At 74.4% G+C, this 12,396-nt stretch carries 12 protein-coding genes; 4 read left to right on the top strand and 8 right to left on the bottom strand.

Annotated features, from left to right (window positions below; translation table 11 throughout):
* Positions 1–13: 13 nt before the first annotated feature.
* The 3 genes from AB0C33_RS41980 to AB0C33_RS41970 form a co-directional block, all read right to left on the bottom strand.
* Positions 14–322 carry a VOC family protein gene (locus AB0C33_RS41980; protein WP_358298560.1) on the bottom strand — a complete coding sequence of 103 codons (309 nt, stop codon included), beginning with the start codon at positions 320–322 and terminating at the stop codon, positions 14–16.
* An 11-nt stretch (positions 323–333) separates the two neighbouring features.
* Positions 334–696, bottom strand: a complete 363-nt coding sequence (locus AB0C33_RS41975; RefSeq protein WP_358298558.1) for an OB-fold domain-containing protein — start codon at positions 694–696, stop codon at positions 334–336.
* Positions 697–810: 114 nt separating this feature from the next.
* Entirely contained in the window at positions 811–2,643 is a 1,833-nt protein-coding gene (locus tag AB0C33_RS41970; protein WP_358298556.1) for a serine/threonine-protein kinase, read from the bottom strand.
* 178 nt (positions 2,644–2,821) lie between these two features.
* On the opposite strand from AB0C33_RS41970, the gene AB0C33_RS41965 reads away from it, so the two are divergent.
* Together AB0C33_RS41965 and AB0C33_RS41960 are read left to right on the top strand one after the other, a co-directional pair.
* Complete coding sequence (locus AB0C33_RS41965) at positions 2,822–3,412, top strand: isochorismatase family cysteine hydrolase (protein WP_358298554.1); 591 nt, start codon at positions 2,822–2,824, stop codon at positions 3,410–3,412.
* Positions 3,412–4,149 carry an SDR family NAD(P)-dependent oxidoreductase gene (locus tag AB0C33_RS41960; protein WP_358298693.1) on the top strand — a complete coding sequence of 246 codons (738 nt, stop codon included), beginning with the start codon at positions 3,412–3,414 and terminating at the stop codon, positions 4,147–4,149. Before AB0C33_RS41965 ends, AB0C33_RS41960 begins: the two co-directional genes overlap by 1 nt.
* 14 nt (positions 4,150–4,163) lie before the next feature.
* Here the strand turns inward: AB0C33_RS41960 and AB0C33_RS41955 are convergent, their stop codons facing one another.
* The gene (locus AB0C33_RS41955; RefSeq protein ID WP_358298552.1) at positions 4,164–5,372 is read right to left on the bottom strand and encodes a serine hydrolase domain-containing protein; all 1,209 of its coding nucleotides are present in this window, start codon (positions 5,370–5,372) and stop codon (positions 4,164–4,166) included.
* Between the two features lie 29 nt (positions 5,373–5,401).
* On the opposite strand from AB0C33_RS41955, the gene AB0C33_RS41950 reads away from it, so the two are divergent.
* Positions 5,402–6,310, top strand: a complete 909-nt coding sequence (locus tag AB0C33_RS41950; protein WP_358298551.1) for a cyclase family protein — start codon at positions 5,402–5,404, stop codon at positions 6,308–6,310.
* Positions 6,311–6,320: 10 nt separating this feature from the next.
* Here the strand turns inward: AB0C33_RS41950 and AB0C33_RS41945 are convergent, their stop codons facing one another.
* From AB0C33_RS41945 to AB0C33_RS41930, 4 genes are all read right to left on the bottom strand, one after another.
* Positions 6,321–7,088, bottom strand: a complete 768-nt coding sequence (locus tag AB0C33_RS41945) for a cytochrome P450 (RefSeq protein WP_358298549.1) — start codon at positions 7,086–7,088, stop codon at positions 6,321–6,323.
* Positions 7,089–7,529: 441 nt separating this feature from the next.
* On the bottom strand, positions 7,530–9,017 hold the full coding sequence (locus AB0C33_RS41940; protein ID WP_358298547.1) for an AMP-binding protein: 1,488 nt from the start codon (positions 9,015–9,017) through the stop codon (positions 7,530–7,532).
* Between the two features lie 2 nt (positions 9,018–9,019).
* Entirely contained in the window at positions 9,020–10,087 is a 1,068-nt protein-coding gene (locus AB0C33_RS41935) for an LLM class flavin-dependent oxidoreductase (RefSeq protein ID WP_352319977.1), read from the bottom strand.
* 46 nt (positions 10,088–10,133) lie between these two features.
* Positions 10,134–11,297, bottom strand: coding sequence for an MFS transporter (locus AB0C33_RS41930; RefSeq protein WP_358298544.1), 1,164 nt, complete (start codon positions 11,295–11,297; stop codon positions 10,134–10,136).
* A 74-nt stretch (positions 11,298–11,371) separates the two neighbouring features.
* Between AB0C33_RS41930 and AB0C33_RS41925 the strand changes: the two genes are divergently transcribed.
* Positions 11,372–12,373, top strand: a complete 1,002-nt coding sequence (locus AB0C33_RS41925; protein ID WP_358298542.1) for an ROK family transcriptional regulator — start codon at positions 11,372–11,374, stop codon at positions 12,371–12,373.
* Positions 12,374–12,396: the final 23 nt, after the last annotated feature.

Here is a 12,396-nt window from a genome sequence, read left to right as displayed (position 1 = left end):
GGGTGCCTCCAGGTCAGAGGGGCGAGTAGAGCACGAACGTGTTTCCTGAGGGGTCGCGCAGCACGGCCCGCCTCTCGTGCGGCCCGTCCTCGGGCGCGCGCACCACCTCGGCCCCGCGCGCCGCCATCTCGCGCACCGTGACCGCCACGTCGTCCACCTTGTACGACGGCGCCGCCGACGCGGTGACGTGCTCGGCCGGACCGGCCAGCGCCACGGTGACGCCCCCGCCGTCCAGCGCGGCGAACCGGTCGCCGTCCCTGAACTTCACCGGCAGGCCGTAGAAGGCGATCGCCTCGTCCAGGTCGGCTACGGGGATGAGCACGTTGCCGAGTTTCACACGGGCCTCCAATGCGGCAGATCGTCCACGAACGTCACCCGCACCGGCATCCCGACGCGGACCTCCTCCGGCGCGCACCCCACGACGTGCCCGAACGCGCGCACGCCCTCGTCCAGGTCCACCCACGCCGGCACGTACGGCTCCCGCCCCCGGTAGCCGGGCGCGAACGACCGGTGCACGACGGTGAACGTGTGGACCGTCCCCGTGCCCCTGGCGGGCTCGGCGGCCAGCTCGGCGCCGCCGCACGACGGGCACGACGGCTTGGGCAGGCAGCCGCGGCGGCCGCAGGACACGCAGCGCCGGATCACCAGCTCGCCGCGCGCCCCTGCGGCGCCGGTGGGGGAGGTGTCACCGCTCATCGCTGCCAAGCTAGCGCACGCTTGGTTGCCGAACAAGAGCCCCTGCTTCACGAAACCGGCCCCCCGACCCCGCGGCCCGGCCGCCCGCGCTGCGCCCTCCTTGCGGCCCTGCTTCTAGCGGCCTTCCTGCTCCTGACCGCCGGGCACCAGCCCGCCCTCCCCCGTGGGGGAGGGCGCCGGGGAGGCGGCCTCCGTGGGATGCGCCACGGGCTGCCCGCCGGTCGGGGACGCGGTGCCGGTCGGGGTGGCCGGGCCGGAGTGGGTCGGCGGTGGGGCGGTGCAGGCGGGGCCGTCCACCGCGACCTCGCTCACCTGCGGCCCGTTGACCGCCGCCGGCTCGGTCATGACGACGATCCCGAGGTAGGCCCGCACCCCGCAGTCCACGCTCCCGGGATCGTGCCGGACCCCGCTGGTGTAGGCGGTGCTGCCGCGCAACGTGAGGGTCTCCCGCCGCACGGTGGTGACCGGCCCGTCGCCGAGCCGCCGCGTGTACGTGATCCGCAGCCGCACCGGCCCCGTGCCGTCCGCGGACACCCTGATCGCGCCCGCCGAACCGCTCCACCGCGCGATGCTCGCCTCCTGTACGGCGGGCGGCGGCAGGGCGGTCCCGCTCTGCGCCCGCGTCGGCCCTGTCGGAGGCCCTGTCGGAGGCCCTGTCGGAGGCCCTGTCGGAGGCGCTGTCGGGGGCGCTGTCGGGGGCGCTGTCGGCGGTGCGGCACTCGTGGGCATGGGCGGGCCGGTCGAGACGTGCGGCCCGCCGGTGGCGGCGGGCGGGGACGCGCTGCCGCGGACCGTGGCGGGCGTGCTCCTGCGGGGCGTCGGCGTGTGGGCGTCGACCGGCGCCGGGTTCAGCTCGCCCGGCGGCTTCGGCTGCGGCATCAGGATCGTGCCCGCGCCCGGCGACAGCCGTCCGCCGGAGATCACGAGGGCGATCGCCACGGCGACCACCGTCGCGCCCGCCACCCACAGGTGCGGCGGCAGCGCGGGCAGCCGGACCGCCCGCCCGCGGATCCCGGCGCGCGGCCGGCCCGGGGCGCGGGCGTCCTGATCGGCCCTGGCCGCCAGCGGGAAGCGCAGGGCCAGCAGCGTGGCCAGCTCGGCGAGCCGGCGGCGGCCGCGCTGCTCCCAGTCGGGCCCGTATCCTGCGACGGCGTCCTCCTCCAGCTCGGCCGCGAACTGCCGGGCCGAGGCGTACCGGGCCGCCGGGTCCTTAGCCAGCCCGCGCCTGAGCAGGTCGCGCAGGGCGTCCGGGACCACCTCCAGCGGCACCGGCGCAGCCAGGTGCAGCTCCCGCAGGGCCGCGACGTCCAGCTCGCCGTCCCCGCCGTCCCCGCCCTCCTTGTACGCGCGGTAGGGCGGCCGCCCCCTGACCGCCTCGAACAGCACGCAGGCCGCCGCGTACAGGTCGGCCGGCGGCCCGGCCCGTCCCTGCGTCCACAGCTCCGGCGACATGTACGCCGGGCTCCCCGCCGGCACCCCCGGCTCCTCGGCGTGCACGACCACCCCGAAGTCGGCCAGCTTGCTCGTGCCGTCCGCCTGGACCAGGACGTTCTCCGGCTTGACGTCCCGGTGCGGCACGCCCTTCTCGTGCGCGGCGGCCAGGGCGGCGAGGATGCCCTTGAGCAGCACCAGGGCCGCCTCCGGGGCCGTCCGGCCGTGCTCGGCCAGCAGTGTGCGCAGCGAGACGCCGTCCACGAGCTCCATGACGACGGCGGCCCGGTCCGGGGTCTCGACGTACTCGTAGAGGCGGACCACGTTGGGGTCGTCGAGCTCGACGAGCTGATGGGTGTCGGCCCTGAAGCGGTCCATGAACTCGGGGTCCCTGCGCAGGGTGGCGTTCAGGTACTTGATCGCGACGTAGGCGCCGGTGGACTGGTAGGTGGCGAGGAACACGCGGCCGGTGCGGCCCGCGCCGAGCTGACGAACTTCACGGTAACCAGGGACCAAGTCCAACCCCCATCAGCCATGCCGTCGTGCATTCGACGGTCTCACCCGGGGTGTGGGTTGTCACGTCTGGAGAAATTTCGCCCTTTGTGATGAAAGGTGACGTCCGGTGAGGCCGTGGAGGCGGTGTTATGCTGTGGCGGACCCAAGCAAGCGCTCGGCTAAATGACGGAGGGTGCGGGTGGAGCGGTTGGCCGTGCTGGTGATGGAGATGCAGCGGGGAGTCGTCGGCGACCTCACGAAATTTCCGGATTTGGTGGCGGCCTGCGCCCGTCACGACGTCGTCCCCAACGCCGCCCGCGTCCTGCGCACGGCCCGAGCGGCCGGGCTCCCGGTGATCCACTGCACGGCCGCCTTCCGGCCGGACCGGGCGGGCTCGCATACCGGCAACTGCCCCTTCATCGTCTCCCTGCTCAAGGACCCCGCGCACATGCTGGAGGGCACGCCCGCCGTGGAGGTGCTGCCCGAGCTGCGCGAGGACGGCGACCTGGAGAGCCGGCGGCACCACGGGTTCTCGCCGTTCACCGGCACCTCGCTGGACATGACGCTGCGCTCCCTCGGCGTCTCGTCCGTGGTCGCGATGGGGGTCTCGCTCAACCTGGGCATCCCGGGGCTGGCGCTGGAGGCGGTCAACCTCGGCTACCGGGTGACGGTGGTGCGGGACGCGGTGGCCGGGATCCCCGAGGACTACGCGAAGGCCGTCCTGCGCAACACGATCGGCCTGCTGGCCACCCGCGTCGCCGCGGCCGACCTCGTCCGGGCGTGGACGTGATGGACGGCCTGCGCCTCGACGGCCGCGTCGCCGTCGTCACCGGGGGAGCGGGCGCGATCGGCACGGCCGTCGCGACCGACCTCGCCGCGCTCGGCGCCCGCGTCACGGTCGCCGACGTGGACCTGCCGGGCGCCCGCCGGACGGCCGCGGCGCTGCCCGCGGCGCGGGCGCTGGCCGTGGACCTGGCCTCGCCCGCCTCCGTCGAGGCGTTCTGCGCCGAGGCCGGGCCCGTGGACGTGCTCGTGCACAACGCCGGGGTGTCGGTCGTGCAGCCGTTCACGGCGAGCGACCCGGCGGACTGGGACCTCATGTGGCAGGTCAACCTGCGCGGCCCGATGCTCATGACCAAGCTGCTCCTGCCCGGCATGACGGCCAGGGGCTGGGGACGGCTGGTGTTCGTCTCCTCCGACGGCGCCAGGGCCGGGTCGGGCGGCGAGGGCGCGTACGCGGCCACCAAGGCGGGCCTGTTCGGCCTGGCCAAGACGCTCGCCCGGGAGGCCGCGAGGGGCGGGGTGACCTCGAACGTCGTCTGCCCCGGGCCGACCGACACCCCGATGCTCCGGCGGATCTCCGAGGCCGAGCCGGGGCTCGTGGACAAGATCGCCAAAGGGATCCCGCTGCGCCGGCTGGGCACGCCCGCCGACGTCGCGGGGCTGATCGCCTACCTGTGCACCGACCGCGCCGCCTACATCACCGGCCAGACGCTGTCGGTGAGCGGCGGCGTGACCATGCAGTGACGCGCGCCGTGGGGTCACAGGGAGCGGTAGACGGCTTCGATCAGGCGCAGGCCGCGCAGGTTGCCGGTGAGGCTGTCGGCCATCCGGTTCATCACGTACCCGAAGGCGAGCCTGCGGTCGGGGTCGCCCATGCCGAGCGAGCCGCCCATCCCCGAGTGGCCGAACGCGGTCGCCGACGGCATCGGGAACGTGAACGACGGGCGCATGTAGCCGAGTCCGAACGCGGTGTCCATGAACAGCACGCGGTCGGGGCCGCTGACGCGGGGGCGCAGGGCGTCCTGGAGGGTCGCGGAGCTCAGCAGGTCGCCGCCGACCAGCGCGCGGTAGAACCCGGCCAGGCCCTTGGCGGTGGTGACGACCCCGGCGGCGGGCCATCCGGCGCGCAGGATCACCGGGTTGTTCGCGCCGCCTTCGAGCAGGCGGATGGCCGGGTTGCCGAGCGCCCGGTTCATCAGGCTGCCCGGATCGACCACCGCCCGGCCCATCTCACCCAGCAGATCCCGCCGCCTGCCGGCGCCCGGCCCGGTCCCTCCGCCGGCAGGAGCGGAGGTCTCCGGGGCGGGGGCGGGGGCGGCGTTCTCGGGGGCGGGGCGGGGGCGGGTGGGGGCCTTGAGGCGGGCGGCGCGGGGGATCACGTCGTCGGGCGCGCCGACCCACAGGTCCAGCCCCAGCGGCCCGGCGATCTCCGCCGCCACCAGCTCGCCCACCGACTTCCCGGTGACCCGCCGCACCACCTCCCCGACCAGGAAGCCGTACGTCAGCGCGTGGTACCCGTGCGCCGTCCCCGGCTCCCACAGGGGCGTCTGACCGGCGAGCCGGGCCGCGATGGCCGGCAGGTCCTCGAACTCCGCCACCGGCACCGGCGTCTCGATCACCGGCAGCCCGCAGGAGTGCGTCAGCACGTGCTCGACCGTGACCGCCTCCTTGCCCCCGGCGGCGAACTCCGGCCACACGTCGGCGACCGGCGCCCGCACGTCCACCAGCCCCCGCTCGGCGAGCCGGAGCAGCACGGTGGCCGCCACCGCCTTCGTGCACGAGTACGCGAAGGCCGGGGTGTCCGCCTCCCAGGCGCGTCCCGTGTGCCGGTCGGCGACGCCGTCCCACAGGTCCACGACCAGCTCGCCGTCGAGGTGGACGGCCACCGCCGCGCCCAGCTCCTCGCCCTCGGCGAAGTTCCGCTCGAACGCCTCGCGCACGCGGGAGAACCGGGGATCGCAGTACATCAGACCTCCGCAGGAAAGGAAGCGCTTACTTGGTGCACGAGCCTAACAACTGGGGACGATTCGGCCCAGACGATCAGCGGGGCACCCTCAACCTGCTGACCCCCGCCGTCGTCCTGGAGGCCCTGCGCAGCGCCGTCACGGGCGAGGTGCTGAGCCTGGCCATGCCGATCAGGGGAGCCACCTCCTCGGCGGCCCCCACGACCGTCCCCCACCTGCGGGGCCGCCCGCTGCCGCAGCACTTCATGTCCGTGGACGGCGGCGACTACGCCGCGGGCGCCCGCCCGGTGGGCGACGGCCTGCGGGTGGCCGACGACGCCCTGCTGGTCAGCCACCACGGCACCACCACCCACATGGACGCGCTGTGCCACATGTGGACCGGCGATCGGCTCTACAACGGCCACCCGGCCGCCCGCGTCCGCTCCTACGGCGCCACCAGGTGCGGGATCGAGCACGTTGGCGGCGTGGTGGCCAGGGGCGTGCTGTTCGACGTGCCCCGGCGGCTCGGGCTGGACCACCTGCCGGCGGACTTCCGGATCCCGGCCGGGCTGCTCCAGGAGATCGCCACGCCGCGCCCCGGCGACGTCGCGGTGGTCCGTACGGGATGGCCGCTGGTGTGGCAGCGGTCGCGCGAGGAGTACTGGGCGGGGCAGCCGGGGCTGTCGGCGGAGGCCGGCGCCTGGCTGGCCGCCCACGACGTGTCGGCGGTGGCCTGCGACAACGCCGCCGTGGGCGGCCTGAACGAACACCAGCTCGCCGACGAGTGCGCCGCCGACGACCTGCACCTCATCCTGCTCCACCGGCACGGCGTGCACCTGGTCGAGATGTTGTGGCTGGAGGAGCTGGGCGCGGCCGGGCGGACGGAGTTCGTCTTCGTGGCCGCGCCGCTGCGCATCGAGGGAGGCACCGGCAGCCCGATCACCCCGCTCGCCGTCCTGTGAGCGCGCCGGGTCACCAGGTGACGGGCAGGCTCCGGACGCCGTACACCGAGGCGTCGTGCTTGACCGGCACCTCGGCCGCCGGCACGGCCAGCCGCAGGCCCGGGAAGCGCTCGAACAGCGCCCGGTAGCCGATCCGCAGCTCGATCCTGGCGAGCTGCCGGCCGAGACACTGGTGCACGCCGTGCCCGAAGGCCAGGTGGCGGCGCGCCTCCGGGCGGTCCGGAAGCAGCCGGTCGGGGTCGGCGTACACGGCGGGGTCGCGGTTGATCACGGGCAGGGACAGGGCCACGGTCTCACCCGCCCTGACCGTCACGCCGGCCACCTCCACGTCCTCCAGCGCGGCCCTGGACGGCGCGCCGAGATGCAGGATCGACAACCAGCGCAGCAGCTCCTCGACCGCGCCGTCCTCGTCCGGGCGCCCGTGCTCCAGCAGCGCGAACACGCCCAGCGCCAGCATGTTCGCCGTGGTCTCGTGGCCCGCCACCAGCAGGATCACCGCGAGTCCGGCGAGCTCGTCGTCGTCGAGCTCGCCGGTCAGGTCGCTGATCAGGCCGTCGTCCGGCTCCACGCGCCTGCGGCGGGCCAGGTCGCGCAGGTAGCCGGTCAGGTCGGCGAGCGCCCCCGCGCCGTCCGCGCCGAAGGTGACGAGCCGGGCGCTGAGCTCCTGGAACCAGTCGTGATCGGCGTACGGGACGCCGAGCAGCTCGCAGATGACCAGCGACGGGATCGGCAGTGCGTACGCCGTCACGAGGTCGGCCGGCGGCCCGGCGGCGGCCATGGCGTCGAGGTGGTCGGCGGCGATGCGCTCGATCCGCGGTTCGGTGCTTGAGCTCCTGCCGGGCGCTGAACCGGGGATCGCCCAGCACTGCGCGGGCGGCCTCGGCGGTGGTGGCCAGCCAGCCGAGATGGCCGTCGGCGAACTCCAGACGGGTCATCGCCGGAAGGCCCGCCAGCCCGGCCGGGGGATCGAAGGGGAATTCCGCAGGACGTTCGATGGGAAGGCGCATAATTGTGAGAGTAGACTCTCAATTGCGAGTTTCATAGCAAAATCGATCAGTCTCCGGACGAGTGGACGCGCGGGACACCGGCCCAGAGGCTCACCGCCTCCGAGCTGTGGGCGGCCGGCCTGCAGAACGTCACCGGCGTGCCGCGGACGCCGCGGGAGGAGCCGGCGGCACGCCGGTGCGGCCCGGCATGCGCCGGGCGGCCGGCTCGGGGGTCAGGCGCCCGGGTAGTTGCCGCCGCCGTACGCGGCGTCGAGGGCGTCGTAGTCGGGGGTGAAACCCTGCTTGGGGATGGCGTCGGCGAACACCACCTCCCGCGGCCTCTTGTACGCCGCCAGCTCACCCCTGACGTGCGCGACCAGGTCCTCCTGCGCGGCGGCGGCGTCCGGCTTCAGCACGACCACCGCCTTGACGGCCTGGTGCCAGCGCGGGTCGGGCACGCCGATCACCGCGGCGTCGGCGACGGCCGGGTGGGTCCTGAGCGCGCGCTCGACCTCGGCCGGGTAGATGTTCTCGGTGCCCGACTTGATCATGCGGAGCCGGGGGCCGATGAAGGTGATGGTGCCGTCGGGTTCGCGGCGGCCGAGATCGCCGGTGTGATGCCAGCCGTACCGCGACTTCTCCGCATTTAAGTCGGGCCGGGCGAAATATCCGGAAAAGAGGGTCTTGCCCCTCGCGCAGATCTCGCCCACCTCGCCCGCCGGCACCTCCACGCCCTCCGGATCCAGGATGCGCACCTGGACCAGCGGCGACGGCCGTCCCGCGAACCCCGCGCCGCCCTCGGCCAGCCCGAGGAAGGTGAGCATGCCGCCCACCTCCGTCTGCCCGTACCCGCCCATCTTCGAGCGGCACCAGGGTGAGTCGTCCACGGTGATCATGTCGTCCCACTCGGCGGAGTGGGCGACGAAGCGCAGCGAGGACAGGTCGTACTTGCCGCCCGCGTTCGCCGCCGCGACCGCGTCGATCATCGGGCCGAACAGGAACGCCTGCGTCACCCGCTCGGCGTCGACCAGCCGGCAGACCTCCTCGGCGTCGAAGGCGGGCGTGAACACGTTCGTGCCGCCGATCTGGAGGGTGGCCAGGCAGAACATCATCGTCCCGACGTGGAAGAGCGGCCCGTCGTTGAGGAAGGTGAACCCCGGCTCCATCTGCCGTACGACGAGCAGCGTGGCGCTGTGGGCCACCAGGGCGGCGCTGCTGAGCAGGGCGGCGGCCGGCCGCCCCCCGAAGGCGGCGGTGTACAGGGCGAGCACCGGCTCGGCGTCGTCCACCTGCGGGAACTCGCGCGGCGAGCCTCCGGCGACCAGCTCCTCGTACGCCTCGCCCGCGCGCACCCACGTCGCCTCGTCCGCCAGCTCGGCGGCGGCGTCGGAGTGCTCCCAGACGACGACCCGCGGCGCCAGGTCGGCCAGGACGAACCGCAGCTCGTCCCCGGACTGCCGCCAGTTGGCCGGGCAGAGCACCGCGCCCAGGCGGGAGCAGGCCAGCAGCAGCTCCAGCACGGCGTGCGCGTTCTGGCCGAGCCACATCACCCGGTCGCCGGCGGCCACGCCGCGCCCGGCCAGGGCGTCGGCCAGCCGCGTCACGCGGGCGTCCAGCTCGGGGTAGGTGAGCCGCACGTCCCCGTCCACCACGGCGGTGACCCGGGGGCGGCTGCGGGCGTGGTCGGCCAGGACGTCGGACAGGGTGAGGCTGTGGATCATCGTCATCCTCCTGCGGGGGCGAAGGCCGGCATGACCTCGGCGGCGAAGAAGCGCATGACCCGCTTCATGTCCTCCAGCGGCATGGGCCTGGTGCTGCCGAAGTCGCACAGGAGGTTGCTGAAGCCGGCGTCCCTGAGCAGCGAGATCTGCTCGATCACCCGGGCGGGGTCGCCGATGACCTCAAGCTGCTCCCAGCGGAAGTCCGGCGAGACCGAGCCGCCCTTGAGGTAGCGGTCCTGGTAGTACTCGAAGCCCTCGGCGGCCTTGCCGGTCCTCGGGTCGATGGGCGCGCTGCGCTCGTTGAAGATGCGCGAGCGGTCGAAGGACGCCTCGAATCTGGCCTGGTCCTCGCGGGCCCGCTCCAGCGTGGGGGCGACATAGACGCTGCGGGCCACCACCAGGTCGGCGCCCGCCGGGTGGCCGGCCCGCGCGGCCGTCTCCCGCCAGGTCTCGGCTGCCTTGACGACCTTGCGGAACGTCGCCGCGGGGTCGGCCAGGACGGGCAGGCCGCGCTCGGCGTACATGGTGACGGTCTCGGGGGAGACCGCGGCCACGTGCAGCGGCGGGTGCGGCGACTGCAGCGGACGCGGCACGAGCGAGACCTCGGCGCCGGTCCGGTAGAACTTCCCCTCGTGCCGGTACGACTCCCGCGTCCACAGCCCGAGGATCACCTCCAGCGCCTCGTTGAACCGGTCGCGCGCCTCGGCCAGGTCGATCCCGAAGCCCTCGAACTCGAAGCTCTGGTACCCCCGCCCGATCCCCAGGTCGAGCCGCCCGCCGGAGAGCACGTCCACCTGCGCGGCCTCCTCGGCCACGTGGACGGGGTTGTGCAGCGGCAGCACCACGATGCCGGTGCCGAGCCGGAGCCGGGAGGTGCGGGCGGCGGCGTGGGCGAGCATGGTGAACAGGTTGGGGGCCACGCCGTAGTCGCGGAAGTGGTGCTCGGCCAGCCGCACCCCGTCGAAGCCCAGCTCCTCGGCCAGCTCGATGAGCTCCAGATGGTAGTCGTAGACGTCCTTGAAGCTCTGGCCGTCGAAGCGGTGGAAGAGGTGGAAGGTCGAGAACTTCATGCGGCGGCCTCTCCGTATGTAAACCAAGCGCTCGCTTGGGAGCGTATCACGCCGGCTGCCGCTCCAGGGCCACCTCCTGGGCCGCCTCGCGCGGCCGCAGCACCGGCGCGAGCAGCGTGAGCGCCACCAGGATCCCCGTGATCAGCGCGAACGCCGCCGGGTACGACACGCCGTCGGCCACCCATCCCGTCACCGCCGGCGCGGTCAGCCCCGACAGGTACGTGATCGTCGCGACCCCGGCGACCCCTTCGCCCGGCGTGGGCCCCGCGTTCCCCGCCGCCGCGAACACCAGCGGCACGATGACCGCGACCCCCAGCCCGACCAGCGCGAACCCGACGATCCCCAGCGCGGGCGTGCGGGCCAGGACCACCAGCACGCCGCCTGCGACCGCGACGATCCCGCCCGTCCGGACCGCCCGCACCGGGCCGGTCAGGCGCACCACGCGGTCGCCCAGCAGCCGGGCGCCGGCCATGCAGAGCATGAAGATCGTGTAACCCGCGGCGGCCACGCCGGGCCCGGCGTCGGCGACGTTGGTGAGGTAGACCGCGGCCCAGTTGGAGCTGGCGCCCTCGGCGAAGGTGCCGCAGAAGCCGACCACGCCGATGGCCGCGATGGCCCGCGAGGGCAGGGCGAACCGGCGCGGCGCGGGCCCGGCGGCGGCCCGCGGCCCGTCGGGCAGCAGCCCGCGCCCGGCGATCCCGCCCGCGACCACCAGGACGGCGGCGACGACCCCCAGGTGCAGGCGGGCGTCGACGCCGGCGTGCGCGGCCAGGGTGCCCAGGCCGCCCGCCGCCAGGCTGCCGACGGCCCACATGCCGTGCAGGCCGGAGATGACCGGCTTCTTCAGATGCCGTTCGAGCGTGACCCCGTGGGCGTTCATGACGACGTCGCACATGCCCGCCGACGCGCCGTACAGCAGGAAGATGACGAACAGCCAGACGGGGGCGGGGGCGAAGGCGGGCAGGGCCAGGCCGCCGCACCACAGCGCGAGCAGCGCGCGCGTGGTGGCGCGGCTGCCGAACCGGTGGGCCAGGCGACTGGCCAGCGGCATCGCCGCGAAGGCCCCGATCGAGGGACAGAGCAGCGCGAACCCGAGCATCGCCGCGCTCAGGTGGACGTGCTCCTGGAGCCACGGGATGCGGGTGGCGAAACTTCCTGCGACGGCTCCGTGTGCGGCGAAGACGGCCGCGATGGCGCGATGAGGGCTCATGGCCACAGAAACTATCAGGCAACCTTCCTGATGAAAAGAGCTATCAGGGAGGCTTCCTGACTATTATGGGCGGCGTGAAGACCGCGACCCCGTCCATGGCCCGTGCGATCAACGACCGGCTCGCCCTCGACCTGCTGCTGGAGCACGGTCCGCTGACCGCTCCGCAGCTTCGTGAGCTGACCGGCCTGTCCCGGCCCACCGTCTCCGACCTGATCGAACGGCTCAAGGGCGGCGGCCTCATCGAGGAGGCCGGCGAGCGCGGCGAGGACCGTCGCGGCCCCAACGCCCGCCTCTACGCGCTGGTCGCCGGCCGGGCCCATGTCGCCGGGGTCGACCTGCGCCGCACGGCGATCAAGGTCACGGTCGCCGACCTCACCGGCCACGTGGTCGGCTCGGCCGTCCGCGAGATCTCCGGCGACCTGGTCGCCCTCGTCGCGGCCACGGTCGCCGAGGCCGCCGGGGGCCGCGCGCTCGACAACGTGGTCATCGGCGCCCCCGGCCTGGTCAAACCCATGGACGGCGAGCTGGCGGTGGCCAACGACGTGCCCGGGTGGCGGCCCGGCCTGGTGGGCGCCGTGCGCGAGCGGCTGGGCGTGCCCGTCGTCCTGGAGAACGAGGTGAACCTGGCCGCGGTCGCCGAGCTGCGCACCGGCGCCGCCCAGGGCAGCGACGACTTCGTGCTGCTCTGGCTGGACGACGGCATCGGCGCCGCGGTCGTGCTCGGCGGGCGGGTGCGGCGCGGCGCGTCAGGGGGCGCGGGGGAGGTCGGCTTCCTCGACGTGGAGGGCACGCCGTTGTGCATCCTGCTCCAGAACACGGCCCGGCCGGAGGAGCTGGCGCGCCGGGTGGCCAAGGGCGCCTTCGCCTTCGTCACCCTGCTCGACCCCGGCCTCGTGGTGCTCGGCGGGGCCACCGGCCAGGAGGGCGGCGACGAGCTCGCCGGGCAGGTCGCCGCCCGGCTGGGCGAGCTGTCGCCCGCGCCCACCGAGGTCAGGGCCACCCGGGTCGGGGGCAACGCGGTGCTGGAGGGGGCCGTGCTGACGGCCCTCGACACGGCGCGGGACAACGTCTGGTGACCCGCGCCGCGCCGGCAGGTCCG

Source organism: Nonomuraea sp. NPDC048881, from assembly GCF_040649795.1.
Lineage (GTDB): Bacteria > Actinomycetota > Actinomycetes > Streptosporangiales > Streptosporangiaceae > Nonomuraea.
The sequence above is the reverse complement of the archived record's forward strand: the minus strand, read 5'-3'. Positions and strand labels throughout refer to the sequence as shown.